We start from the raw sequence: 26,900 nt of genomic DNA on the forward strand, positions 1-26,900 counted from the left end.
AGCCGGGGGAGCACTCAAACCTTCAGGTACTTGCGCAGCGCGAAGAGAGCGGCGACGGCGGGCATCAGCAGACCGATCGCGAGCACCAGCGGAAGCTTGGTGAGGACCGCGTCCCAGCCGATGAAGTTGATCAGGTTCAGCTTCTCCTGGAGCGCGAGGCCGCCGTCGATCAGGAAGTACCGGCCGCCGAGCAGCATCGCGCAGGCCAGCACGCCGCCGATCAGGCCGGCGACGGCCGCCTCCATGATGAAGGGGGCCTGGATGTAGAAGCCGGAGGCCCCCACGAGGCGCATGATGCCCGTCTCACGTCTCCGGCTGAACGCGGAGACGCGCACGGTGTTGACAATCAGGATCAGCGCGATGACCAGCATCAGGATCATCACGTAGATCGCGACGACGTTCATGCCGTTCATCAGCTCGAAGAGGTTGTCCAGGATGGACCGCTGGTCCTGGACGGACTGCACCCCGTCCCGCCCGGCGAAGGCCGTCGCGACGACCTTGTACTTCTGCGGGTCGTCCAGCTTGACCCGGAAGGACTCCTGCATCTGGTCGGGCGTGATGTTGCCCGCCATCGGGGAGTCGCCGAACTGCTCCTGGTAGTGCTTGTAGGCCTCGTCGACCGTCTCGAAGTGGACCGTCTCGACGGCGTCCATCTTCTCCAGATCGGTCTTGATCTGCTCCTTCTGCTCCTTGGTGACAGCCCCCTTGGCGCATTTGGGCATGTCCTTGGCGTCGTTCTTGTTGCAGAGGAAGATCGAGACGTTGACCTTGTCGTACCAGTAGTCCTTCATCGTGCTGACCTGCTCGCGCATCAGCAGCGCGCCGCCGAACAGGGCGAGCGAGAGGGCGACGGAGACCACGACCGCGAAGGTCATCGTGAGGTTGCGGCGGAGACCGACGCCGATCTCCGACAGGACGAACTGGGCGCGCATGGCGTCCTTTCAGTACTCGATGCTCGAAATGCACGAAGAGCCGGAGCCCTTCGGTCAGTGCTGGTAGCCGTACACGCCGCGTGCCTGGTCACGTACGAGACGGCCCTGCTCGAGCTCGATGACGCGCTTGCGCATCTGGTCGACGATGTTCTGGTCGTGGGTCGCCATGATCACGGTGGTGCCGGTCCGGTTGATCCGGTCAAGCAGCTTCATGATGCCGACGGAGGTCTGCGGGTCGAGGTTGCCGGTCGGCTCGTCCGCGATCAGCAGCATGGGGCGGTTCACGAAGGCGCGGGCGATGGCCACGCGCTGCTGCTCACCGCCGGAGAGCTCACCGGGCATCCGCTCCTCCTTGCCGCCGAGGCCGACGAGGTCGAGGACCTGGGGCACGGCCTTGCGGATCTCGCCGCGGGGCTTGCCGATGACCTCCTGCGCGAAGGCGACGTTCTGTGCGACCGTCTTGTTGGGCAGCAGGCGGAAGTCCTGGAAGACCGTCCCCAGCTGGCGGCGCATCTGCGGCACCTTCCAGTTGGACAGCCGCGCGAGATCCTTGCCGAGCACATGGACCATGCCCGTGCTGGCGCGCTCCTCGCGCAGGATCAGCCGCATGAAGGTCGACTTGCCGGAGCCGGAGGACCCCACCAGGAAGACGAACTCACCCTTCTCGATGTCCAACGAGACATCACGCAGAGCCGGTCGGGTCTGCTTCGGGTAGGTCTTGGAGACGTTGTCGAATCGGATCACGGATGCACCACGGTCGGCCGGGAGTAGGTGAGCGTGACCATACGCGAACCGGGCTCACGCGTGCAGGCGGCGTCCGGCAATGGGTGATTTATGGCGGATCGGTCACCGGAACGAAACGGGTCGTGCCGGACCTTGTCCGGCGGGCCGCGCCGAAGGCGCCGCGAGCTGGCACAGTGGTGAGGGGAACGGTTGCGTTTCCGTGAGCGTTGTGCGGAGAGAAGGCAGACGAGCGGCTCCGCCGCGCGGGAGGAGGAATGCGCATGACCTATGACCGACTGGTGTGCGCGAACTGCGCGTCCCCCGTCAGCGAGGGCCGCTGCCGCGTCTGCCGTGCCGTGCGGCAGCAGATGCTGGAGGAACAGGGCCAGGGCCCGCTGGCCGGGATGAGCCCGGTCATGCTGATCGCCCTGATGGTGGTGCTGCTGACCGCGCTCGCGCTGCTGGCCCACCAAGCGGCCTGATCCGGCCCGTACGACCCCCGGGGCCGGCCGCCCCCCCATCGCCCTGTCGGGGCTGACAGACGTAGGCGTACGGCCGCCTGAGCGGTCCGGCGCGGGACGTGGACGGTCCGGGCACGGAGCCGGACGGTACGAGCGCGGAGAAAGGGCCCGGGAGGCGTTGTACGCCCCTCCCGGGCCCTTCGTCATGCTGTGCCGTGCCGTGTACGGGCCTGGCGTGCGCCCGCTACGCGTCGGTACGGTCCATCACGGTCCGCTACGGGCCTAGGCGACCGTGCGACCGCCGCCGACCAGGCGCGGCAGGATGCGGAAGCCGATACCGCCCGCGATCATCGTCGCGGCGCCGATGACCAGGAAGGTCGTCTCGGCCGCGCCGGTCTCGGCGAGCTCTTCCTTGCCCTTGCTCTGCTCGACCGGCTTGTTGCCGACGCTGTCGGTGTCGGTGTTGTCGGTGCACTGGGCGCCGTCGAGGTCGACGGTGCAGCCGACGTCGCCGGAGGCGGAGCCGCCGGTCGCGGAGCTGCCACCGGTGGTGCCGGTGGAACCGGAGGTGCCGGAGGTGCCGGTGGTACCCGAGGTCCCGGTGCTGCCAGTCTGCCCCTCGGAGGTGTCACCGGTCGTGGTCTCACCCGTGGAGGTCCCGGTGGTGCCGGTGGTGCCGGTGGTGCCGGTGGTCCCAGTGGTGCCAGTGGTGCCAGTGGTCCCGGAGGTCCCGGAGGTCCCAGTGGTGCCAGTGGTGCCAGTGGTGCCAGTGGTGCCAGTGGTCCCGGAGGTCCCGGAGGTCCCAGTGGTCCCGGAGGTCCCGGAGGTCCCAGTGGTCCCAGTGGTCCCAGTGGTCCCAGTGGTCCCAGTGGTCCCAGTGGTCCCAGTGGTCCCAGTGGTCCCAGTGGTCCCAGTGGTCCCAGTGGTGCCGGTGGTCCCAGTGGTGCCGGTGGTCCCAGTGGTGCCGGTGGTCCCAGTGGTGCCGGTGGTCCCAGTGGTGCCGGTGGTGCCGGTGGTGCCGGTGGTCCCGCCCGGGTCGGCGCCGCCGATCGGGTTCTCCTCGACCTCGCCCGCCTGGACCTGCACGTCGGCGACGCCGGAGTCGACGCCGATCTCCAGCGCCTGCGCGGCACCGGCCGCGGTCAGCGAGGCACCCGCGGCGATAACCACGCCAGCGGTTATCCGCGCAACGCGAACACGCGTCTTCTTCGTCATGTGTTGCTACCCCCAGTAGCCGATCTCGTCATTGGAGCAGCCATATGCGGGCCGCGGGCCCTGCGGGGAATCGCTTTCGGCAGGGCCACGTCGTGTCGTGGTCACCCCGCCCGCCCCCCGGTTCACACCCGCCCCGGACATACGCATGCTGCTGTAGCACCCTGGCCAGAGTTAAGGATTACGTCAAGGCCGTTCCGTGCACTAGGCACCGATATGGGGGTTCTTGACGGCTAATCGGAAGCCCGACTGTGACGTATCGGGCACAGACCCCCGCAACGCGGGCGGGCCCGGACAGTCGCCTGTCCGGGCCCAACCTCCGTACCGCCGAGGCTACTTCTCGCGCTGCTTGCGCCAGCGGATGCCCGCTTCGACGAAGCCGTCGATCTCGCCGTTGAAGACCGCTTCGGGGTTGCCCATCTCGAACTCCGTACGCAGGTCCTTGACCATCTGGTACGGGTGCAGGACGTACGAACGCATCTGGTTGCCCCAGGAGTTGCCGCCGTCGCCCTTGAGCGCGTTCATCTTGGCCTGCTCCTCCTGGCGTCGGCGCTCAAGGAGCTTCGCCTGGAGGACGTTCATCGCGGACGCCTTGTTCTGGATCTGCGAGCGCTCGTTCTGGCAGGAGACGACGATGCCGGTGGGCAGGTGGGTCAGACGGACCGCGGAGTCCGTGGTGTTGACGCCCTGTCCGCCGGGACCCGAGGAGCGGTACACGTCCACGCGCAGCTCGGACTCGTCGATCTCGACGTGGTCGGTCTGCTCGACGACCGGGAGCACCTCGACGCCCGCGAAGGACGTCTGGCGGCGGCCCTGGTTGTCGAAGGGCGAGATGCGGACCAGGCGGTGGGTGCCCTGCTCGACGGAGAGCGTGCCGTAGGCGTACGGGACCTGGACGGCGAAGGTGGTCGACTTGATGCCGGCTTCTTCGGCGTAGGCGGTCTCGTAGACCTCGGTCTTGTAGTTGTGCCGCTCGGCCCAGCGGATGTACATGCGCTGGAGCTTCTCCGCGAAGTCCGCGGCGTCCACGCCGCCGGCCTCGGCCCGGATGGTCACCAGGGCCTCGCGCGCATCGTACTCGCCGGAGAGGAGCGTGCGGACCTCCATCTCGTCCAGCGCCCTCTTCACCGACTCCAGCTCGGTCTCGGCCTCCGCCTGGGCGTCGGCGTCGCCCTCGTCCGCAGCGAGCTCGAAGAGGACTTCGAGGTCGTCGATGCGGCCGCGCAGGGTCTCGGCCTTGCGGACCTCGGCCTGGAGGTGGGAAAGCTTGCTGGTGATCTTCTGGGCCGCCTCCGGGTCGTCCCAGAGGGACGGCGCCGCAGCCTGCTCCTCGAGCGCGGCGATGTCCGCCCTCAGCGCATCCAGGTCAAGGACGGCCTCGATCGACCCCATGGTCGAGGAGAGGGACTTCAGCTCTTCGGAAATATCGACGACTGCCACAGGTCCAGCGTAACGGCTGGGCGGACGAAGCTTGCCCTCCCCCGGAGAACCGGGCGCCGGTCCGCTTCCGGTTCTCCGGGCGAGGGCGCTCGACGGTTCGGCGGCAAGGACTCCCGGAGGCGCTGTCAGGGGGTCGCCGGCGCGGAGTTCTCGCTGTCCTGGGGGGTGGCCGGGTCCCCGTCGCCGCCGCCGGCGGCCAGCCAGCCGCCGACCGCGACGGCCGCGCAGAGGACGAGGGCGGCGGCACCGAGAGTGATACGGCGCTTGCGGACGGCCGCCGCCTTGTTGCGGGCGGAACCGGGCCGGGGTCTGCCCGGGGCGCGGGGGGCGCGGGCCGTCCCGAGCGGGCCGCCCGCCAGTTCGTCCGGGGCCGGGACGCGCATGCTCGTGTGGGTGTCCCGGTTGGAGTCGGGTGCGGAGCCGGGCACCAGCGGGACCGCCCCCCGGCGGCGGGGCTCCTCGGCGGCCGGGGTGTACTGCTGCTCGTCGTAGGCGGGGGGCCGCTGGTCGCTCTCCTCGGCGTCCGGCTCGTCCACCTCCAGCGGCGGGATGCCCGCCAGCAGGGGCAGCAGGTCGCGCAGCCGTACGGCGAGCTCCGAGGCGCGCAGCCGGGAGGCGGGGGCCTTGGCCAGGCACTGGACCAGGAGCTGCCAGAGCTCCTCGGGGATGCCGGGGAGCGGGACGACGGTCTCGGTGACGTGCCGGCGCAGGACCGCGCCGGGGTGGCCGCCGCCGAAGGGGGTGAACCCGGCCAGCAGCTCGTAGAGCACGGTGGCCAGGGCGTAGATGTCGACGGCGGCGCGCGGGGGGAGGCCCTCGACGATCTCGGGGGCCAGGTAGTCCGGGGTGCCGATGATCTTCGTGGCCTTGGTACGGCGCGGGGTGTCGATCAGCTTGGCGACGCCGAAGTCGGTGAGCAGGGCGGGGTGCGCGCCGCCGGGTCCGAGCGGGCCCTCCATGTCGAGCAGGATGTTCTCCGGCTTGACGTCCCGGTGGACCACCTGGGCCTTGTGCGCGGCGGCCAGCCCGTCGGCGACGTCCGCGATGATCGCGACGGCGGCCTCGGGGGCGAGGCGGCGCTCGCGGTCCAGACGGGTGCGCAGGTCGGTGCCGCGTACGAGCGTCATGACCAGGGCCAGGTCGTTGCCGTCCACGACGAGGTCCCGGACGGCGACCACGTGCGGGTGGTCGAGTCCGAGCAGGGCGGTGCGCTCCTGCACGAAGCGGCCCACGAGTTCCTGGTCGGACGCGAGGTCCTCGCGCAGCAGCTTGATGGCGACCGGGCCCTCGGGCCCTTCGCCGAGCCATACCGTGCCGGCGCTGCCGCGCCCCAGGATCTGGTGGGCCGTGTACCGGCTGCCGATATTCCGTGCCAAGACTGCTCCCTCAGCGGCTGGCGGTGGACCCCCGGTCGACAAAGTTACGCGGCGTTCGGGGTGTCACGTGCCCTGGATGGCACCGACCTTCACTTCTCCGGGCCAAATAGGCCCGGAGAAGTCGACAAAGGGACAGAGTTACGGGTCAGGCGCTGCCCGGCTGTTACGGGTCGGGCTCCGCCCGGTGCGTTACGGTCGGGCTCCGCCAGGTCGTCAGCGGGTCGGGCCCTGCCTGTTCGCTACGGGTCAGGCTCCGCCCGAGCCGCCGGCGCTGTCGCCGACCTCGGAGATCCAGTCGGTGACCGCGCCGATCGCGTCGCCGATCGCCTCCCAGTAGCCCTTGCCCTGGGCGACCCAGTCCTGGAGCGGGGTCAGCTCCCAGATGAGCCAGCCGGCGATGATCAGGAGCACCACGGTGAACAGGCAGCCCTTGAGGCAGCCGAGTCCGGGGATGCGCATCGGGTTGGCGCCGCGCTGCCTCGGCGGACGCGGCTCGCGCGGCGGACGCGCGGCCGGCTGCTGGGGCTGATGCGGCTGGGGCTGATGTTGCTGCGGCTGATGCAGCTGTGGCTGTGGCTGTGGGGGCGCGTACTGCTGCCGCTGAGGTTGCTGCGGCTGCTGGTAGCTCTGCGGCTGATGCTGCTGGTGCTGCGGCGGGTACTGCTGGTGCTGCGGAGGCGGCTGGCGGCGCTGGGGCGGCTGCTGCTGGTGCTGTTGTGGCGGTGCCTGTCGCTGGGGGCGGCGGCGCAGCGGGTCCTGGCTCGGGTCGAGGTACTGGACCTGGGTCTGATCGTTGCGGTCGCGGGCCGCCTGGAGCTGCGACTGCCAGGGGTGCGGGCCGTCCGGCTGCGGCGACCCGTCGGGGCGCTGCGGCACGGGCGGCATGACGGCCGTCGGGTCGGCCTGGCCGCCGGGACCCTGGCCCTGGCCGCCCGGACCCGCGGTCTGCTGGAACACGCTGGTGGCGGCGGCGGGGTCGTAGGAGCCCGCGTTGCTCGGCAGCACCTGCGTGGGGTCGGCCGCGCCCGGGGCCTCCGGGACGGCGGTGGGCGCCGGGTCGGGAGCGAGCAGGGCGCCCACCCCGTCGGCGGCGGCGATCTGGGCGGAGTTCGCGTGGACGCCGATGCCCGAGGCGACCGTACGCAGGCCGCGGGCCAGGTTCTCGGCGCTGGGCCGCTGGTCCGGGTCCTTGCTCAGGCAGCGCTCCATGACCGTCCACAGCGGCGCGGGGACGGTGCTGGGGCGGCGGGGCTCCTCGCTGAGGTGCCGGTGCAGGACTTCGAGGGCGGTGCCCCCGGCGAACGGCGGGCGGCCGGTGACCAGCTCGTACAGCAGGATGCCCGCACCGTAGATGTCGACGGCGGAGGTCTGCGGGCGGCCCTCGGCGGACTCCGGCGCCACGTAGGCGGGGGTGCCGACGAACTCGTGGGTCCGGGTCAGGCCCGGGGAGTCGGCCAGGCGCGCGATGCCGAAGTCGGTGAGCATCGGGTGCATCTGGCCGTCGCGCTCGTCGAGCAGCACGTTGGCGGGCTTGAGGTCGCGGTGGACGACGCCGTCGGCGTGGCTGGCGGCGAGCGCGTCCGCGATCTGCGCGGTGAGCAGCGCGGCGGCGACCGGGGTGAGCGGGCCGTTATCGCGGAGGTAGCGGTGCAGGTCGGGACCGTCGATCAGGTCCATCACCAGGGCGAGGAGATCGCCCTCGACGACGAGGTCCCGGGTACGCACGATGTTCGGGTGCGTGAGCCGCAGCAGGACGGAACGCTCCCGCAGGAACCGCATCACGACATCGGCGTCGTTGGCCAGCTCCTCCTTGAGGACCTTGATGGCCACGGTCTCGCCGGGCTGACCCGCGACGGCTGCCTCGGCGCCCGCGGCCTCCCGCTGGCGGGCTCGCCAGACGGTGCCCGTGGCGCCGCGTCCGAGCGGCTCCTCGAGCAGGTACTTGCTGCCTACCGGCCGCACGTCATGCGCTCCCTGCTGATCATGGTGCTTGCGGTCTCCGGGGGTGTCTTGCCGATCATGCCGGGCCCGCCCGAGTGTTCCGGCCCACTGTAGTGCCGCCGAACGGGGCACCGGGGGCTCATGTTTCGGGGGAAGACGCGCGGACCGGGCAGAAGGTTGCCGCACGGCCGCCCGCGATCCGGTCGCACGTTCGACCATGGATGCGGGTTTCCGCCCGGCCTGCGGCAGATAGCCGCCGGGAAAACCCTCCGAGCGGCGGGTTCCGGACGCAAGCAGGCACTTTTACGCCCACAGCCGACCATTCAAGATCATTTAAAGGTGACCGCCGGGCGTGTTGTCAGTGGCAGGTGCGAGGATGCCTCCAGCACGGATCTGCGGGGTCGGAGTCTCGCGGTGCGTGACGACACCTGTACGGACGACGTGTCCGTGCCGGGTGGGGGGAATCACAGGGCGTTTCCCCTGCCGGGCACCCCCGCGCAGAAGGGACCGCTGACGGCGATGCAGATCCGGCTGACCGTCCTCGCGCCGCGCAGCGGCCAGACCCCGGCGCGCACCTGCGACGTGCTCGTCACGGCCCCCGCCGGTACGGCGCTGGCCGCCGTCGCCTCCCAGCTGGCCGCCGCCGTGTCGGGTCCGGAGACCTCCCAGGGCGGCGGGGCGATCGTGTTCTTCGCCGGACGGGAGCGGCTGGACGGGCACCGCATCGCGCTGGGCGAACCGCCCCTGGTGGACGGCGCGGTCCTCTCGCTCCAGGTCCCCGGCGACGACGAGGCGACGGACGACGCCGTGCCGGCCCAGCTCCACGTGGTGGCGGGGCCGGACGCGGGCGGGGTCCATCTGCTGCACGGCGGGCAGATCCGGATCGGCCGCTCCGCCGACGCGGACGTCCCGCTCGACGACCCGGACGTCTCCCGGCTGCACTGCGCGGTGACGGTCTCCGACGACGGCCGGGTCTCGGTCGCCGACCTCGGTTCGACGAACGGCACCTCGCTGGACGGCGTCGAGGTGCGCGAGCGGCCGGTCCGCCTCGCCCCCGGCGCGCTGCTGCGGCTCGGCGAATCCGCCCTCCGGCTCACGGCGGGCTCCCGTCCTGCGACGCTGCCGACCGCCCCGGACGGCGAGGGACACCTGCGGGTGACCCGCGCCGAGACGGGCCCCTCCGCCCCGGGGCAGGGCCCCGGTGCGCCCTTCGGCTCGCGCGCCCGGGGCCACGGCGGCGGCCAGGGCCCCGGTCACGCGTACGGCGAACCGGCCGCCCCGTCCGCCTCCTCCCCTTCCACCGGTTCCACCAGTTCGACGACGCCCTCCGGGGCCTGCGGCCCGTCCGGGACATACAGCCGGTCCGGGCCCAACGGCGTCTCCGGGGCCCCGGGGTCCTCCCCCGACGCGACCTCCTGGCCGGAGCACGCCGGGGGCGGCCCGGCCGCGTATCCGGAGCACGGCAGCCACCCCCGCGGCGAGGAGCTCTCCGGTGCCCCGGCGCCCCGGCGCGGCATAGGAGCCTGGGCGAGGCGGCTCAAGGGCGGCGCGAAGGGCGAGCAGGCGACAGGCCCGGGGGCGGGGACGGGGGCCGGCAGGTCCGGGCCGTCCGGCGGCCCGGACGCGTACGGCGCCCCCCGCACCCCGGACGATCCGGATGGTCCGGGCGCCTCGGCGGCGTACGGATCAGGAACGTATCTGCCGGGGACGTACGGCTCAGAGCCGTACGGCTCAGAGGCCCACGGGCCAGGGACGTACGGGTCAGAGGCCCACGGCTCAGGCGCGTACAGCTCCACGGCCGGCTCCTACAGCCCCTCGGGCGGTTTGCCGGGCGATTCCCCGGCCGGTCCGCCCGACCCGTACGGCGGCCCGTCGGGGGCCGGGCATCTCGCCTCCCCGGCCTCTCCCGGCTCCCCCTTCTCCGCGCTGCCCTCCGCCCCCGAGGGCACCTGGCCGGATCCGGCCGCCGTGCTGCTGACCGCGCTCGGCCCCGGGCCACGGCTCTGGGAACGCCACCCGGAGCACCCGGAGGCGCTGGTCGTGCGGCTCGGCACGACCGACCGGGCCGAGGTGCCCGCCGTGCCGGTGACCGTGGGGCTGCGGGAGGCCGGTTCGCTGGGGCTGGCCGGTCCGCGCGCCCGGCTGGCGGGGCTGGCCCGCGCGACGGTGGCGCAGCTCGCCGCGCTGCACTCCCCGTTCGACCTGGAAATCGTCCTCATCAGCACGGACCGCTCCCGCCCGCTGGAGGAACGGCGGCGCGAGTGGTCCTGGCTGGGGTGGCTGCCGCATCTGCGCCCGACGCACGGACAGGACTGCCGGCTGCTCCTCGCGTACGACCGTGAGCAGGCGGCCGCCCGTACGGCCGAGCTGGTGCGCCGCCTCGACGAGGGCCCCCTCGGTCCCGGCTGGCCGCATCTGGACCGGGCCTCGGTGGCCGGGGCCGCCCGCGCCCACACGGGCCCGCACACCGTGGTCGTCCTGGACGGCGACCCCGGTACGGCGATGCTGCGCGAGACCACGGCGCGGCTGGCCGGGGCGGGCGCGGCGGCCGGGATCCATCTGATCTGCCTGGCCGAGACCCCGGCCGCCTCCCCCACCTCCCCGGTGGCCGCGACGTACGAGACCGCCTGCCGGGCCTCCATCGCCTTCCGGGAGTGCGGGGCGGTCGCGATGCTGAGCGGGGATGTCGCCACGGCGTTGCGCCTGCTGCGCACGGCGGGCGGGCAGGCGGCGGGGCACGGGACGGTGGCCGCGGTGGACGCGGTGTCGGCGGCCTGGGCCGAGCGGTTCGCCAGGGCCCTGGCTCCCCTGCGCGAGGAGGGCTCGGCCGCGCTGGCGGGCCGCCCGACGACCGCGGCGCTGCCGCCGTCCGCCCGGCTGCTGGACGAGCTGGGCCTGGCCCGCGCCACACCGGCCTCGCTGATGGCCCGCTGGGCGTCCACGGCGGAGGCCCAGCCGGGAGCCTCCTCGGCGCCCCGGTCAGCGGGGGCTCCCCCGCCCCGCCCGGAGCTGGACAGCCCCAACTCCGGGCGCACCCTCAGCACGGGCCCGCGCGTCGGCCCCCAGCGCACCGCGGCCGCCTCCGCCCACCACGACTCCGGCCGCACCCCGTACCCGGCGGCGGGCGCCCCGGACCCGGACCGTACGCCGTATCCGCCCCTGGACCCCCGCGACTCCGGCCGCACGCCGCATCCGGGCAGCCGCTCCGCCCCGGACCGCACGCCCTGGCCGTCCCTGGACACCCACGACTCCGAGCGCACGCCCTACCTGGGCTCCCAGCGTTCCGCACCGGGTCAGGGCTCCCGACCGGGTCAGGGATCCGGTCCGGGGCAGGGCTCCAGTGCCGGGGAGCGGGGCGACGGGCCCGGGGCTCAGCCCACCGTGCACACCGGCCGGCCGGTCCTCGTGCTGGGGGCCGGCCCCCGCGGCCCGCTCAGCGTCGACCTCGCCGACGAGGGGCCGCATCTGCTGATCGAGGGGCCGCCGGGCAGCGGCCGCACCGAGCTGCTCCGGGCCGTCGCCGCCTCGCTCGCCTCCGCGGCCCGGCCCGACCGGCTCGGCATGGTGCTCGTCGACGGCTCCGGCGGCGAGCACGGGGAGCGCGGCGAGGGCCTGCTCCCCTGTACGGAGCTGCCGCACGTCTTCACGCACCTCATAGCGTGCGACCCGGTCCGGATGCGGGAGTTCGCGCAGGCCCTGGGCGCCGAGCTGAAGCGGCGCGCCGAGCTGCTCGGCGACCTGGACTTCGCCGCCTGGCACGAGCGGTACGCCCAGCAGGAGGCCCCCCGCATCGTGGGACAGCGGCCGCCGAGCGGTACCGAGCGGCGGGGTGATCTGGACTCCCCGGCCACCGGCACCCTGCGGCTGCGCCCCGCCGCCCGGTCCGCGGACCCCGGCCCCTCCCCGCTGCCCCGCCTCGTCGTCCTCGCCGACGACTTCGACGCGCTGGTCGCCCCGGCGCTCGGCAGCCCCGGCCGGCCCGCCGCCGGTTCGGTGGTGCGGGCGCTGGAGGCCGTGGCCCGGGACGGCGGACGGCTCGGGGTGCATCTGGTCGCCGCCTCCGCGCGCCCGGACCGTACCGAGGACACCGAGCTGGCCCGCGGCGCCCGGCTGCGCATCGTGCTGGACGCCCCGGTGCTGCCGCCGTCCCCGGACCAGCCGGCCCCCGGCCGGGGCAGGCTGGGGCATCCGGACGGCCGGGTGACGCCGTTCCAGGGGGGCCGGGTCACCGGCCGCATCCCGCGTACGGCGACGCTGCGCCCCACCGTCGTCCCGCTGGAGTGGGAGCGGATGGGCGATCCGCCGACCCGGCGCCCGGTCCGGGAGCTGGGCAACGGTCCGACCGACCTGGCGCTGCTCGCCAGTGCGCTGGAGCGCGCGGCCCGTTCGGTGAACGCCGAGCGGCTGCCCGCACTGGTGCCGTTCACGTCATGACGGCGTCGACGGGGAGCGCGGCAAGCAGTCCCACCGGCCCGGCCCGCTCCTACGCCCGGCGCGGCCACCGGCCCGGCCCGCTCCCGGCCCCGACCGCTCCCCGCCCTGCCCCGGGGCGGGCTCCCGACATGGACTGACATGACGTCACGAGGCGGTCACGATCAGCGCGTTGGACCCTCCGGTGGTATTGCGGGCCCCGTACACCGGGCGTAGGACTGTGCGCACGGACGACGTAGTCCGGGCATGCGTACATGGCCGGGCGCGTACGGAAGAGACGGGGCAGGAATGCGCACAACCTTCTCGATACGCAGGGCCGCACTCGTGTTCGCGGCGGTCGGCGCTCTGGCGCTCACCGGCTGCGGAGGCGACGACGGCGGCGACGGCGGCAAGAAGAAGCCGGGCGACGGCTCCGGCAAGGGCACGGACAGCTCGTCCGCGGTCGACCTGCCGAAGCTGGACGGGGAGAACATCTCCGTCGCCGCGGTCTGGACCGGACCCGAGCAGGCCAACTTCACCAAGGTACTGGACGAGTTCGAGAAGCGTACGGGTGCGAGCGTCACGTTCGTCCCGGCGCAGGACCCGATCATCAACTTCCTGGGCACGAAGATCGCGGGCAAGCAGCCGCCGGACGTGGCGATGATCCCGCAGGTCGGCGCCATCCAGCAGGCGGCCGCGAAGAAGTGGGCCAAGCCGGTCGGCCCCGAGGCGCGGGCCCAGCTCGACCAGAACTACGCCAAGGTCTGGCAGGACCTGGGCGCGGTGGACGGCACCCAGTACGGCGTGTACTTCAAGGCCGCCAACAAGTCCCTGATCTGGTACAACGCCGCCGCCTTCGAGAACGCGGGGGCGAGTGAGCCGAAGACCTGGAAGGACTTCCTGGCGACCGCGGAGACCATTTCCGCCTCCGGGGTCACGCCGGTCTCGGTGGGCGGCGCGGACGGCTGGACCCTGACCGACTGGTTCGAGAACGTCTACCTCTCCCAGGCGGGTCCGGAGAAGTACGACCAGCTGGCCAAGCACGAGATCCCGTGGACCGACCCGTCCGTCAAGGACGCGCTGACCACGCTGGCCGGGCTGTTCGGGAAGCCGGAGCTCATCGCGGGCGGCGCGGACGGGGCCCTGCAGACGGAGTTCCCGACCTCGGTGACCCAGACCTTCACCGGGGGCGACCAGCCCAAGGGCGCGATGGTCTTCGAGGGAGACTTCGTCGCCGTCAACATCGCGCAGACCGAGGCGAAGATCGGCACGGACGCCAAGGTGTTCCCGTTCCCGGCGGTCGGCGCGGAATCCCCCGTGGTGACCGGCGGCGACGCGGCGGTGGCGCTGAAGGACACCAAGGGCGCGCAGGCGCTGCTGACCTGGCTGGCCTCGTCCGACGCGGCGAAGATCTGGGCCGAGGCGGGCGGGTTCATCTCCCCGAACAAGGGCCTGGACCTGAAGGCGTACCCGAACGACGTGCAGCGCACGATGGCCCAGGCGCTGATCGACGCCGGTGACGACGTCCGGTTCGACATGTCCGACCAGGCACCGCAGTCGTTCGGCGGGACGCCCGGGAAGGGCGAGTGGAAGATCCTCCAGGACTTCCTGAAGAACCCGAAGGACATCGCGGGGACCCAGAAACAGCTGGAGTCCGAAGCGGTCGAGGCGTACAAGAGCTGACGCCATGACGACAGCGACCGCGGGGGGCGCCGGTGCGGCGCCCCCCGCCGACGACACGAGCCCGCGCCCGTCCCCGCCCCCGGATCCGGGGAAGTCCCGCCGGAGCGTGACCGGCACCCGCAGGGTCATCGCGGCGGCGTTCCTGCTGCCCGCGCTGGTGCTGCTCGGTGCGCTGGTGCTCTATCCGATCGGGTACTCGGTCTACCGGTCGTTCTTCGACCAGGCCGGTACGGGCTTCGCCGGGCTCGACAACTACCAGGCCCTGTTCACCGACGCCACGATCCTCACGGCGGTGAAGAACAACGCGATCTGGGTGGTCTTCGCCCCGACGGTCGCCACCGCGCTCGGGCTGATCTTCGCGGTGCTGACCGAGCGGATCCGCTGGGGCACCGCGTTCAAACTGATCGTCTTCATGCCGATGGCGATCTCGATGCTGGCGGCGGGCATCATCTTCCGGCTGGTGTACGACCAGGCTCCCGAGCGCGGCGTCGCCAACGCGGTGGCGGTGAGCGTGCACGACACGTTCACCGAGCCCGCCGGCTTCCCGAAGGCCCGCCCGCTGCCCGTGCACCCGCTGGAGAAGGGTGACGGCGGAGCGTTCGTGTCCAAGGAGCCGATCCGGGCGGGCGAACCGCTGCTGGTGCCGCTGGTCGGTGTGGCTCCGGCGAAGATGCCGGGCGACGCGCGGCCCGCCGAGGGGGCTCCGACGGTCTCCGGGGACAGGGACGGGAACGGGAACGGGGACAAGATCTCCGGCACGGCCTGGCTGGACTTCACCCGGGGCGGCGGCGGAAAGCCGAATGTCGTCGACCCGCAGGAGCTGGGTCTGAAGGGCCTCACGGTCGAGGCGGTGAAGGACGGCGAGGTGATCGCCACGGCCACGGCCGGAGCGGACGGCGTGTTCACCCTGCCGGCCTCGGCGGACGGAGCCCAACTGCGCCTGCCCGCTGACAACTTCCGCGAGCCGTACAACGGCGTCGACTGGCTCGGGCCGTCCCTGGTGACGCCCGGGATCATCGGCAGTTACGTGTGGATGTGGGCCGGGTTCGCGATGGTGCTGATCGCCGCCGGACTGGCCGGTCTGCCGCGCGAGCTCCTGGAGGCGGCCCGGGTGGACGGCGCCAACGAGTGGCAGGTGTTCCGCCGGATCACGGTGCCGATGCTGGCTCCGGTGCTGGCGGTGGTCCTGGTGACACTGATGATCAACGTGCTGAAGGTCTTCGACCTGGTGTTCATCATCGCGCCGGGCTCCTCCCAGGACGACGCGAACGTGCTGGCGCTCCAGCTGTACCGGTCCTCGTTCGGCACGGACGCGGACCTGGGGATCGGGAGCGCGATCGCGGTGCTTCTGCTGCTGCTGGTGATCCCGGTGATGCTGTTCAACATCCGCAGGATCCGGAAGGAGGGACGCCGATGACGGGCCACGCCCGCCCCGTGCCGCCTCCCTGCTGGGGGTCCGGGGGTCGCCCCCCGGAAGAACACAGCAACATCCGCAGGATCCGGAAGGAGGGACGCCGATGAGCGCACCCGAGCCAGCACTCAAGTCGAAGCGGTCCGGGCAGTCCCTCGGCGCCCGGCTGGCCGCCCGCGCCGGCGGCGGGGTGATGCGGGTTCTCCTGATCCTGGTCGCCCTGTTCTGGCTGATGCCCACGATCGGCCTGCTGCTGTCCTCGCTGCGCACGCCGCAGGACATCGCGGCGACCGGCTGGTGGAAGATCTTCACCGCCCCGTCCCAGATGACCTTCGACAACTACCAGCGGCTGCTGGACAATTCGACGATCACCGGCTCGCTCCTCAGCACGATCATGATCACCGTGCCCGCCACGGTGCTGGTGGTGGTGATCGGATCCCTCGCCGGATACGCCTTCGCGTGGATGGAGTTCCCCGGCCGGGACTGGTGGTTCCTGCTGGTCGTCGGGTTGCTGGTGGTGCCGGTGCAGGTCGCGCTGATCCCGGTGTCCGAACTCTTCGGCACCATCGGGGTCTTCGAGACGACGCTCGGCGTGGTGCTGTTCCACACGGCGTTCGGCCTGCCGTTCGCGATCTTCCTGCTGCGGAACTTCTTCGCGGAGATCCCCCGCGAGCTGCTGGAGGCCGCCCGGCTCGACGGGGCGGGCGAGATCCGGCTCTTCACCCGGGTCGTGATGCCGCTGGGCGGCCCGGCGATCGCCTCGCTCGGGATCTTCCAGTTCCTGTGGGTGTGGAACGACATGCTGGTCGCGCTGATCTTCGCGGACTCCGGGTCGCCGCCGATCACCGTGGCGCTCCAGCAGCAGGTACGCCAGTTCGGCAACAACATCGACGTGCTCGCGCCCGGCGCGTTCGTGTCGATGGTGATCCCGCTGGCGGTGTTCTTCGCCTTCCAGCGGCAGTTCGTCTCCGGCGTGATGGCGGGCGCGGTCAAGTAGCCACCGCTGTGCGGCCGTAGATCCACAGGCCGTAGATCCACAGGCCGTAGATCCACAGGCCGTAGATCCACAGGCCGTACGGCTGTACGTCAACCAGGAGTGGCCCGGTTCCCCGGAACCGGGCCACTTCGCCGCGTACATCCCCCGAATGCCATGTCCGGCGTAACCCTGTCATTCCATCCGACGTTTGCGGGCCACCTGGTTCCCGCGAACGACCCATGGATGTGTAGTGCCCCGGTTCACTGTCATCGTGCCCGCATTCCGGGTCCAGGCGTATCTGCACGCGTGTCTGGATTCCGTGCTGACCCAGTCCTTCAAGGACTACGAGATCATCGTGGTCGACGACTGCTCCCCCGACGCCTGCGGACCGATCGCCGACGAGTACGCCCGCCGGGACCCCCGCGTCACCGCACTGCACCTGCCCCGCAACATCGGACTGGGACCGGCCCGCAACGCCGGGATGGGCCGGGCGGGCGGCGACTACCTGATCTTCCTCGACGGCGACGACACCCTGCTGCCGGACACGCTCCGGATCATCGCCGACCGGATCGACGAGACCGGCGAGCCCGACGTCCTGATGTACGACTACGCCCGTACGTACTGGACGGGCCGCAGCGTACGCAACGTGCTGGCCGCCCACCTCGACGAGGGCGGGCCCGCCCGTTTCCGGCTCACCGACCGTCCCGAGCTGCTGCGACTCCTCATGGTCGTCTGGAACAAGGCGTACCGCCGCGCGTTCGTCGAGGCCGAGGGGTTCACCTTCCCGCCCGGCTACTACGAGGACACCGCCTGGACGTATCCGGTGCTGATGTCGGCCGGGTCGATCGCGGTGCTGGACGAGGTCTGCGTCTCCTACCGGCAACGGCGGCGCGGCAACATCCTCTCCACCACCAGCGAGAAACACTTCGACGTCTTCGACCAGTACGACCGGGTGTTCGCGTTCATCGACTCCCGCCCCGAACTCGCCCTGTGGCGGCCGGTGATGTTCCGCCGGATGCTGGACCACTTCTCGGCACTGTTCGCCTCCCGGGACCGGCTGCCGCTCCACAGCCGTGCCGCGTTCTTCCGCAGGGCGACCGCGTCCTGCCGCCGCTATCACACCCCCGGCGCCCCGGTCCCCCGCCGCGCGCTGCTGCGGCACACTCTGCTGCGGCTCGGCGCGCGGCGCACCTACCGGGCCCTCTCGGGGGCCCAGCGCCTCGGCGACCGGCTGCGCCGGGGCTCGGCGGCCGTGCGCGGGGCGGTGCGGGGCGCGGCGCTGCGGGTGCACTACCGGATCCAGTTGCGGCTGCCGCTGCGGACCCGGGACGCGGTGTTCGCCGCCCGGGGCGGCCGGGGGTACACGGGCAGCCCGGCGGCGATCGAGGCGAAGGTCCGCGAGCTGGTCCCGGGGGTGCGGACGGCCTGGATCTGTCGGCCGGCCGACGCCCCCACCGTGCCGGCCGGCACCCGGTGTCTCGCGCCGGGCACCTTCGCCCACTGGGCGGCGCTGGCCCGTTCCGCGTACCTGGTGAACGACGCGTCCTTCGACCGGGGGCTGGTCAAGCGGCGGGGCCAGGTGCTGTTGCAGACGCACGAGGGCACTCCGCTGCGGACCGTGGGCACCGATCTGCTGGACCGGCCCGCCGCCGCCCGGGGCACCGACTTCGAGCAACTGCTGCGCTCGGTCGACACCTGGGACTTCTCCCTCTCGGCGAACCCGCACTCCACCCTCGTACGGGAGCGGGCCTACCCGTCCGCGTACACGACACTGGAATACGGCTCGCCGCGCAACGACGTGTACCACCGCACCGGCCCGGAAGACGTGGCGCGGCTGCGCGAGACGCTGGGGATCCCGGCGGGCAGCACGGCCCTGCTGTACGCCCCGGCGCACCGTGACTACCGGCGCGTCCAGCGGCCCGTCCTGGACCTGGAGCGGCTGATCCGGGTGCTGGGCCCGCAGTTCGTGATCCTGGCTCGGTCGCCCCGCCCCGCCGGCCCCGGGGGCGGTGGCCGCCGTGCGCCGCATCCCCGGATCATCGACGTCAGCGCGCACCCGTCCGTGGAGACGCCGGCGCTCGCCTCGGACGCCCTGATCACCGACTACGCGTCGCTGATGTTCGACTACGTCAACCTGGACCGCCCGGTGGTGCTGCACCTCGACGACATCGAGGCGTACGAGGCGGCCCGGGGCACGTACTTCGACATCACGGCGTTCCCGCCCGGCATCGTGGCCCGGGACCAGGACGAGCTGTTCGACATCTTCGCCACGGACCACTGGCGGGGCTCCCGCTCGGCGCAGCTGCGGGCCGCGTTCCGGGCCCGGTTCTGTCCGTACGACGACGGGTACGCCGCCGAGCGGGTGGTGCGCCGGGTCTTCCTCGGGGAGACGGACGGGCTGCCGCTGCCGGTGCCGTCCGCCGCCCGCCGGACGCCCGCGGCCCTGCCCGCGCAGAAAGGGGCCGGGGCGCCGGTCAGGGGCTGACCCCCGGCCGGGACCGCCCCGAGGACCTGTTCAGCCTTCCGGGAAGGTCGCGCCGGGAGGACCTGCTCAGCGTTCCAGGAGGGTGAACAGCTCCTCCCAGCGGCGCAGGGTCTCCGGCTCGGAGAACCGCTGGACGCCGGACCGGGCCCGTGCGCCCATCGCGTCGCGCAGCCGGGGGTTGCCGGTGAGCCGCAGCAGCCGGTCGGCGAGGGCGGCGATGTCCCCGGCGGGGGCCAGGAGCCCGTCCTCGCCGTCGCGGACGATCTCGCGCACCCCGGGCGCGCAGTCGAACGCGGCGCAGGGCACGCCACTGGCCATCGCCTCCAGCAGCGCGAGCGGGAAGCCCTCGCCGCGCGAGGACTGGACGAAGACGGAGGCGCCGGCGAGGGCCCGCTCGACGTCGTCGGTGCGGCCCATCCACTCCACGGAACCGTCGAGGCCGAGGGCGGTGCACTGCGCCTTCAGCGCGGTCTCGTCCTCGCCCGCCCCGTACACGCGCAGCCGCCAGTCGGGGCGGGACGGAGCGACCAGGGCCCAGGTGTCCAGGAGCAGGTCGATGCCCTTCTGGTCGCTGAGCCGGCCGATGCTGGCGACGGTCCGCGCGGTGCGTGGAGAGGGCACGAGGGGGAGGCGGGAGAGGGCGTTGGGCAGGAAGCCGACGTTGTTCATGCCGTCCCCGGCCCACTGGTCGGCGTCCTCCTCGGTGAGGACGAGCCAGTGGTCGAGGTCCTTGTAGTGGTTCCTGATCCAGCGGTAGCGGTGGCTCGCGCGGGAGTAGGCGTAGGACTCGTGGCTCATCCCGATGACCCGCAGCCCGGTGGTGTCGGCCTCCCCGACCCACTCCATCGCCCAGACCTGGGTGACGATGACGACCGCGCCGGGGCGGGCGGTCGCGAAGATCTCCGAGAGCCGGCCGACGGCCTGCTTCTTGGCGGCGACCCGGGCGGCCTCCTTGCGCCGGGCGGGGATCCGGAAGCGGTCGCGGATGCCCCGGGGCGTCCAGGGGGTCGGGGGGTGGGCGGGGTAGAGGGCGGTGACGGGGTGGGCGGGCCGTTCGGGCAGCGCCATCGTGAGGTCGGCGGCGTGGATGCCGATGGCGTGGACCCGGTGGCCCTGGCCGGCGAAGAGGCGGGCGGTCTGGTGCATCCAGCCGGTGACACCGCCGAGTTCGTCGGTGCTGTTGGAGACGATGAAGATGTCACGGCTCATCGGCCGGCCCCCCGGTCGTGGTCGGTGGTGTGGCGGACGCCCTGGGATTCCCGGGGGTCTTGGGAGGCTTGGGAGGCTTGGGAGGCTTGGGAGGCTTGGGAGGCGCGTGGGCCTTGGGAGGCTCGGGAGCTGCCGGGGGCGAAGACGGCGGCGATGGTCCTGCGGGCCGCGTCGCCTCGGTCGTAGGACCCGAACTGCTGGGCGAAGGCCCGGCGCCGGTCGGCGTACCGGGTGTCGGACTTCTTCAGTTCCGCGAGCGCCTCGAACAGCTCCTCCTGCGTCGCGGCCACCGGCCCGGGGGCCTTCTCCCGCAGGTCGAAGTAGCTGCCGCGCTCAACCGCGTACGCGTCGAGGTCGGGGGCGAACAGCACGACGGGCCGGTCGAGGAGGGCGAAGTCGAACATGATGGAGGAGTAGTCGGTGACCAGCACATCGGTGAGGGCGAGGAGTTCGCTGACGTCGTGGTGGCGCGAGACGTCGACGACGGTCCCGGGCGGGCAGACCGGCAGCCGGGCGGACTCCAGGTAGTGCGACCGGACGAGCAGGGTGTGGGTGTCGCCGAACCGTTCCGCGAACTCCCGTACGTCCAGGAGGAGTCCGCTCCTTCGCTGCTTTCCGGGGCTGCCCCGGAAGGTCGGGGCGTACAGCACCGTCTTCTTGTGGTCGTCCAGCCCGAGCACCCCGGCCAGCGGCGGGCGCGGCAGCCGTCCTTCGGTCTCGGACCGGGTGCGCTCCGCGATCAGGGCGTCGTTGCGCGGGTAGCCGGTGCGCAGAAGCCGTTCCTCGGGCAGCCGGTAGGCGCGGGCGAGGGTGTTCACGTCGTGCTCGGAGCGGACGAGGAAGTGGTCGAAGCGGTCCACGGCCTGCTGGAGCCGCTCGCGCCGGGGGGCGTTCTGAAGCCGTACGCGGGTCTCGTCGAAGCCCATGCGCTTGTACGCGGATCCGTGCCAGGTCTGGAGGTACGTGGTGTGCCGGGGCTTGTGCAACTGCTGCGGGAAGCCCTGGTTGTCGACCCAGTACTCCGCGCGGGCCAGCGCCCACAGGTAGCGCCAGGACCAGCGGCGTACGAGGCGGGCGTCGTCCGGGAAGCCGTCAGGGGACGCGTCGTAGGACCAGATGGCGCGCAGTTTCAGGCCCTGGCGGCGGATCTCCTCGTACAGGGCGCGCGGGCTGTCCCCGTAGCAGGTGCCCATGTGGCTCTCGAAGACGACGGAGCCCCGGCGCACGGGGAGCCGGGTGAGCCAGGTGTTGTGGAAGGGGACCTTGAAGCCCCGGGAGCGGTAGCGCTCCAGGCGCTTGCGCAGGGCCCGGACGAGGAGCTTCGCCCTGCGGGCGGGCCGGAAGCGGGTGGCGTAGCGGATCAGGCGGTGGGCGACGAGGGCCGGGCGGCGGCGGGCGGTCAGCCGGAGCGCGAAGTGGTCCTTCAGCGTGATGTAGGGCTCCCAGGTGTCTCCGGCGAGCCGCCCGAGCCGGGGCCGGGCGGCGAACCGGGCCGGCCCTTCCACCTGGTCCTGCGGGGCGAACAGATCGCTGACGGACCGGGGCCCGTCACAGCCCCCCGCCTGTACGGTCAGCCGCGCGTCCCACGCGGTGTCGCGGACGCCGACGGGGCGCAGGCGGCGCGAGACGTCGGCCCGCGCGCGCCAGATGATCCCGTTCCCGTCGTGCCGGACCTCCTCGACCGGGAACGCGACGGCGCGCGCCCCGCCCCGGGCCCGGAACTCCAGGGTGGCGGTGAGGGGGGTGTCGGGGCCGGGGCCGCTGTGACCGGGCAGCACGAGGCGCCCTTCGAGCAGCAGGCGGCCGTTCTCGGCGGTGGAGCAGCGGGTGAGCCGGTTCATCAGCCTCAGCTCGCCGAACGGGCGGTGCTGGTGACCGAGTTCGGTGATGTCGAGGTCCGGCCCCTGCGCGTCGCCGCCCCGGGTCACCGCCCCGTCTGCGTCGCCGCCCCGAGTCACCCGCCCGTCCGCGTCGCCGCCCCAGGTCACCCGCCCGTCCGCGCCCGTCGTCAACGGCGCGCACACGATGGCGGGACGGCTCAGCGCGTACGCCGCCGCGAGGACCCCTTCGGCGTCGCCCCGGGCCAGCAGGGTCACGGCGACCCGCTCCAGCGGCGGCAGATCCGGTGGGACGGGTGCGGTCAGCGTGCGGGCGGCGTCTTGGGCGACCCGGTCGCGGCGGGCGGCGGACAGCTGGGGGAAGGACCGGGCGAGCGGCACCAGATGGTCGCGCGCGAACGCCTTCTCCCGCTCCTCGCGCAGTTCGGGCAACCCGCGCGCGAGGAGGGTGTTGGCGACCCGGCGGTGGACCTCGACCAGGGCCGCGAGGTCGCGGGCCCGGTCGGGAACGGCCCGGCCGGTCACGATCATCCGGCGGACCAGGGCGATCCGGCCGACCGCGGCGGCGGCGAGCGGGCCGAACAGGATCTCGCCGTGCGCCAGGTCCTCCTCGTACCGCAGCCCGTGCCGTCTGACGGCCTCGCGGCGCAGGCAGAATCCGGTCACCAGGGCGTCCCTGACGACGAGTTCGGGGGCCTCGGTGAACCGGGCGAGGACGCGGGAGCGGGCGTAGAGACCGCTCTGCCAGGAGGGTTCCCGTTCCTTGCCGCTCTCGTCGCTGATGCGGCTCCAGCGGCCGGCGATCAGGTCGGCGCGGCTGGTCTCGCCCGCCTGCCAGAGGTTGCGGCAGGCGTGCCGCTGGAGACGTTCGCCGGTGGTGAGGACCAGGACGTACCGGCCGCTCGCCGCGTCCAGGCCCGCGTTGCGCAGGGCCCCGGTGGTGCGGACGGCCGGGTCGGCGTGGACGAGGCGGACCCGCCCGGGGGCCCGGTCGGCGAGGGCGCGGGCGGCGGTGCGGACGGCCTGGCCGGCGGCGGAGGCGAGGACCACGACGGCCTCGGCTCCGCGCAGCGACTGGCCGAGCACCGACTCCACGGAGGCGCGGAGGGCGTCGGCGCCTCCCGGTCCCTCGCTGTCCCCACCGCCGGTGATCACACAGCTGAAGTCGCTCATACCTGCTCCCCCTTGAGCATCCGGTCCACGACCCCGGCGGCGGCGGTCCCGTCGTCGAGGTCGCAGAACGCCTCCCGGAACCGCTCGTACGCCTCCCGGTGCCCGGCGGTGGCGGCCTCCGGGTCGCGCAGGGCGGCCACGATCCCGGCGGAGTCGGGGATCAGGGGGCCCGGGGCACGGTGCTCGAAGTCGAAGCAGAAGCCGCGCAGGGTGTCGCGGTAGTGGGCCAGGTCGTAGGTGTGGAAGAGCATCGGGCGGCAGGTCTGCGCGAAGTCGAACATGATCGAGGAGTAGTCGGTGACCAGAGCGTCGCTGATCAGCAGCAGTTCGGCGACGTCCGGGTGGCGCGAGACGTCCCGGACGAAGGCGGTGTCGGGGATGCTCCCGCCGACGAGGTAGTGGCGGCGCACCAGAAGCACGTGGTCGTCGCCGAGGGCCTCCCGCGCCCGGTCCAGGTCGAGTTGGAGATCGAGCCCGTAGCGCCCGCCCCGCCGGGGGCGGTCGTCGCGCCAGGTGGGGGCGTACAGGATCACCCGTCGCCCCTCGGGGATCGCGAGCCGTTCGCGTACGGCGGCGGCGATCTTGTCCCGGTCGGGGGCGTACAGCAGGTCGTTGCGGGGGTAGCCGCACTCCAGGACCTCGCCCGAGTAGCCGAATGCGCGGCGCAGGACGGGCGTGGAGAAGCTGTTCGGGGAGACGAGGAGGCTCCACTGCGCGGACCGGTGCTCCATGGACGCCAGGTAGGCGGCGTCGGCGTGCGGAGTGCCCGCGAGGTCGCGGCCGATGCGCTTGAGCGGGGTGCCGTGCCAGGTCTGGACGACGCACTGGCCCTCGGCCCGCTCGAACCACGCGGGCAGTTGGGTGTTGGTGACGACCCAGCGGCTGCGGGCCAGCGCCTCGTACCATTGCGCACTGTGCAGCGCGACGGGGCGGACGCCCTCGGGCACCGCCGCCTGCTGGTCGCGCACCACCCACAGGTGCTCGATGTCCCGTCCCCGCGCGGCGAGTTCGCGGTGGATGGCGCGGGGCGAGTCGGAGTACTGGCGGCCGTCGAAGCTGGAGTAGAGGACGGCGGGGCGCAGTTCGGCCGCTCCGGTGCCGCGCAGCCCGGCGTACCGCTCGCGCTGGATCCGCTGCCCGTACGCTCCTCGTTCCTGGACCGGCAGGGCGCTGCCGGATTCCAGGACGAGCCGGTCGTGGTGGCGCCGATGGAGGGTGAAGTCCCGTCCGCCTGCCTGCTGTTGTCGCGGCAGGGTGTGATGGAGAGGAGTGCTCAGCCGTAGCGGCCGGTACGCCTGCGGGTCCCGCTCCCCCGGCTCGCGCAGGAAGAGGTACCAGCGGCCCTCGGCGAGGGGCAGCGCGCCGCCCGGCCCCTCGACGGCGGCGGGCGCGATCACGGCCCGGAAGCCGTCGCCGTCTCCCCGCTCCAGGCCGGGGACGACCTCCTCGTGGTGGCCGCTGTGCCGCAGGACGAGTTCGTAGGGGGCGGCGGCCGGCACCGGGAACGCCCCTTCCAGCACCAGTTCTCCCGGCTCCGTCCAGGTGGCGGAGGTGACGACGGGCTGGACGGGCCGGTCGGTGAGCACGAGATCGCCCGAGGGGTTGGGGGCCGCGTACAGCTCACGGCCGCCGGGCAGCGGATAGCGTCCGTCCTGGCCGTCGGTCCGGGCCGCCACCGTCAACGGTTCGCCTTCGCCGACGAGTTGGACGCCCCAGATGTCGTCCTCCGCACGGACAGAGCTGTTGTCATCTGCGCGGGGGCCACTGTCGTCCTTCCTGCGGAAGGCGCTGATCGGGATGTCCGCCGTCCGGGAGCCGAGCGAACCGCGCAGGGCGAACTCCCTGGTCTCCTTGGTGCGCCACTCGGTGAGCCTGAGGGCGACCGGCCCGGCGTCGCCGAGGATCTTCACCTCCAGGCGCACGGTGTCCTCGCCCGCCGACTGCCCGGTCAGGACGGCGGCGACACGTTCGGCGCGCAGCTCCAGCTTGTTGCCGGACAGGACGGGGACGACACGGGTCCCCTCGTCGGTGTACGTCACGGCGGGCGGGGCCGGAGTGCCGATGAGGCGCATGGGGCCCCGGCGCGGCCGGCCCGCACCGACGACGACGGCCTCCAGCTTCCAGGTCGTACGGCCGTCGCCCACCCTCCTGGCGAGCGCGCGCGGGTCCACGACGGCCTCGAATCCGGCGCGGTCGTAGCGGTGCAGGGAGCGGCCGGAGCGGGCGGTGGCCTCGCCGCCCGGGACCGGGCGGGTCCGCAGGGGGATCAGCCGCTTCCCGGAGCGCAGCCAGCCGAGCCGGACCGGGCCGCCCGGGGCGTTGCGCACGTAGGCGTGGCCGGTCAGGTGCAGCAGCCCGTCCCGCCAGACGGCCTCGGTGAGGTGGGCGTGGACGGGCAGGTCGGCGGAGGTCAGTGCGGTCGTGGCGGGCGGCAGCGGGTCACGGACGGCGGGGTGCTGGGCGCGGGGACGGAGCAGTCCCCGTACGTGGAAGGTGTCCCGGTCCGCCTTCTCGTCGGCGAGGAGGGCGAGGAGTTCGGGGAGCCGGCGTTCCCGGATGAGCTGCCACTTGACCCTCAGATGGAGGGGCAGTGAGGCGAGTACGTCGGGTTCGACGGTGGCGGCGAACGCGCCCGCGTGCTTCAGGAACGCTTCGTGGAACTCCGCGTCGCCGTCCGCGAGCGCCTCGATGAACAGCCAGAGGTCGCCGGAGAGCGCATGGGCGTCATAGCGCCGCTTGGCTTCGATCGGGCCCGTCGTCCCCGTCGCGCCCGTCGCCCCCGCCATCTCCAGCCGGTCCGCCAGGAAGCGGCTGACGGTGGTGACGGCGGTGACCCGGTCGCGGATGCCCCGGGGCACGGCCCGCCGGCTGGTGATCGAGCCGTCACGGTCGCGCCAGTGGTAGACGGGCTCCTCGACGACGTCGACCGAGCGGGCCAGGAAGTGGGCGGGCAGGACGACGGCGATGTCCTCGTACAGCACGCCGGCGGGGAAGGCGAAGGCGTGCTGGTCCCAGAAGGCGCGGCGGAAGACCTTGTTGCAGGCGATGCGGTCGCCGAGCAGGATCCAGTCCCGGGTGACGTGGGTGGCCTGCCGGGCCTTCTCCATCGGCTCACGGAACATCGGGGACTGTTCGAGATCCCCGTTCGCCCGCAGCCTGAGCACGTTGCCGGTGGCGAAGTCGGAGCCGGAGCGGTCGAGTTCGGCCAGCATCCGGGCGTACGCGCCGGGCGGGACGACGTCGTCGCTGTCGACGAACGTCAGGAACTCCGTGTCGGGCAGGGCCTCGCGGATCCCGGCGTTGCGGGCCGCGCCGAGTCCGGCGTTCTCCTGCCGGAACAGCCGGAAGCGCGGGTCGCGGTCCGCGAACTCCTGTGCCAGTGCGGGGCCGTTGTCCGTGGATCCGTCGTCGACGAGGACGACCTCCAGGTCCGGCATGGTCTGTTCGGCGAGCGAGGACAGGCAGGCACCGAGGTACTCCTCGACGTTGTAGAGGGGGACGACGACGGTGAGACGAGGTGCCATCGCGGCGCACGATCCTTCCGGGCGGACGACATCAGGGGCAATGAACGTCTGGGGGCGGAGACAGAGACAGAGGGACGGAGAGACAGAGGGGTGGAGGGGCGGAGAG

Annotated in this window: 15 protein-coding genes; 6 read left to right on the top strand and 9 right to left on the bottom strand. The window is 72.8% G+C overall.

The genetic code is table 11. The features are described 5' to 3' along the window. Positions 1-14: 14 nt before the first annotated feature. Complete coding sequence (gene ftsX, locus ACGF2Y_RS13725) at positions 15-932, bottom strand: permease-like cell division protein FtsX (RefSeq protein ID WP_392946105.1); 918 nt, start codon at positions 930-932, stop codon at positions 15-17. Between the two features lie 54 nt (positions 933-986). Further along, the gene (gene ftsE, locus ACGF2Y_RS13730) at positions 987-1,676 is read right to left on the bottom strand and encodes a cell division ATP-binding protein FtsE (protein WP_018512316.1); all 690 of its coding nucleotides are present in this window, start codon (positions 1,674-1,676) and stop codon (positions 987-989) included. Between the two features lie 260 nt (positions 1,677-1,936). Between ftsE and ACGF2Y_RS13735 the strand changes: the two genes are divergently transcribed. Beyond that, positions 1,937-2,137, top strand: a complete 201-nt coding sequence (locus tag ACGF2Y_RS13735; protein ID WP_392946108.1) for a hypothetical protein — start codon at positions 1,937-1,939, stop codon at positions 2,135-2,137. Between the two features lie 261 nt (positions 2,138-2,398). On the opposite strand, the gene ACGF2Y_RS13740 is transcribed toward ACGF2Y_RS13735, so the two are convergent. From ACGF2Y_RS13740 to ACGF2Y_RS13755, 4 genes are all read right to left on the bottom strand, one after another. Further along, complete coding sequence (locus ACGF2Y_RS13740; protein WP_392946109.1) at positions 2,399-3,331, bottom strand: LPXTG cell wall anchor domain-containing protein; 933 nt, start codon at positions 3,329-3,331, stop codon at positions 2,399-2,401. 330 nt (positions 3,332-3,661) lie between these two features. Beyond that, positions 3,662-4,768, bottom strand: a complete 1,107-nt coding sequence (gene prfB, locus ACGF2Y_RS13745; RefSeq protein ID WP_392946111.1) for a peptide chain release factor 2 — start codon at positions 4,766-4,768, stop codon at positions 3,662-3,664. A gap of 125 nt (positions 4,769-4,893) precedes the next feature. Beyond that, positions 4,894-6,144, bottom strand: coding sequence for a serine/threonine-protein kinase (locus tag ACGF2Y_RS13750; protein WP_392946113.1), 1,251 nt, complete (start codon positions 6,142-6,144; stop codon positions 4,894-4,896). A gap of 246 nt (positions 6,145-6,390) precedes the next feature. Further along, positions 6,391-8,106 carry a protein kinase gene (locus ACGF2Y_RS13755; RefSeq protein ID WP_392946115.1) on the bottom strand — a complete coding sequence of 572 codons (1,716 nt, stop codon included), beginning with the start codon at positions 8,104-8,106 and terminating at the stop codon, positions 6,391-6,393. A 498-nt stretch (positions 8,107-8,604) separates the two neighbouring features. Between ACGF2Y_RS13755 and ACGF2Y_RS13760 the strand changes: the two genes are divergently transcribed. From ACGF2Y_RS13760 to ACGF2Y_RS13780, 5 genes are all read left to right on the top strand, one after another. Beyond that, the gene (locus ACGF2Y_RS13760) at positions 8,605-12,519 is read left to right on the top strand and encodes an FHA domain-containing protein (RefSeq protein WP_392946117.1); all 3,915 of its coding nucleotides are present in this window, start codon (positions 8,605-8,607) and stop codon (positions 12,517-12,519) included. Between the two features lie 285 nt (positions 12,520-12,804). Continuing rightward, positions 12,805-14,178, top strand: coding sequence for an ABC transporter substrate-binding protein (locus tag ACGF2Y_RS13765; RefSeq protein WP_392946119.1), 1,374 nt, complete (start codon positions 12,805-12,807; stop codon positions 14,176-14,178). 106 nt (positions 14,179-14,284) lie between these two features. Beyond that, the gene (locus ACGF2Y_RS13770; protein ID WP_392946211.1) at positions 14,285-15,595 is read left to right on the top strand and encodes a carbohydrate ABC transporter permease; all 1,311 of its coding nucleotides are present in this window, start codon (positions 14,285-14,287) and stop codon (positions 15,593-15,595) included. 100 nt (positions 15,596-15,695) lie between these two features. Beyond that, on the top strand, positions 15,696-16,586 hold the full coding sequence (locus tag ACGF2Y_RS13775) for a carbohydrate ABC transporter permease (RefSeq protein ID WP_392946121.1): 891 nt from the start codon (positions 15,696-15,698) through the stop codon (positions 16,584-16,586). Between the two features lie 229 nt (positions 16,587-16,815). Continuing rightward, positions 16,816-19,050 (top strand): CDP-glycerol glycerophosphotransferase family protein, encoded by a 2,235-nt coding sequence (locus ACGF2Y_RS13780; RefSeq protein ID WP_392946123.1) that lies wholly within the window; start codon positions 16,816-16,818, stop codon positions 19,048-19,050. A 66-nt stretch (positions 19,051-19,116) separates the two neighbouring features. Here the strand turns inward: ACGF2Y_RS13780 and ACGF2Y_RS13785 are convergent, their stop codons facing one another. Genes ACGF2Y_RS13785 through ACGF2Y_RS13795 form a run of 3 tightly spaced genes read right to left on the bottom strand, consistent with a single transcriptional unit; the run spans position 19,117 to position 26,794 of the window. After that, positions 19,117-20,259 carry a glycosyltransferase gene (locus ACGF2Y_RS13785; RefSeq protein ID WP_392946125.1) on the bottom strand — a complete coding sequence of 381 codons (1,143 nt, stop codon included), beginning with the start codon at positions 20,257-20,259 and terminating at the stop codon, positions 19,117-19,119. Beyond that, entirely contained in the window at positions 20,256-23,270 is a 3,015-nt protein-coding gene (locus ACGF2Y_RS13790; RefSeq protein ID WP_392946127.1) for a CDP-glycerol glycerophosphotransferase family protein, read from the bottom strand. Before ACGF2Y_RS13790 ends, ACGF2Y_RS13785 begins: the two co-directional genes overlap by 4 nt. Continuing rightward, positions 23,267-26,794, bottom strand: a complete 3,528-nt coding sequence (locus ACGF2Y_RS13795) for a CDP-glycerol glycerophosphotransferase family protein (RefSeq protein ID WP_392946129.1) — start codon at positions 26,792-26,794, stop codon at positions 23,267-23,269. The genes ACGF2Y_RS13790 and ACGF2Y_RS13795 overlap by 4 nt, the downstream gene beginning before the upstream one ends. Positions 26,795-26,900 lie beyond the last annotated feature (106 nt).

It is taken from the genome of Streptomyces sp. NPDC048142 (assembly GCF_043202835.1).
Classification (GTDB): domain Bacteria; phylum Actinomycetota; class Actinomycetes; order Streptomycetales; family Streptomycetaceae; genus Streptomyces.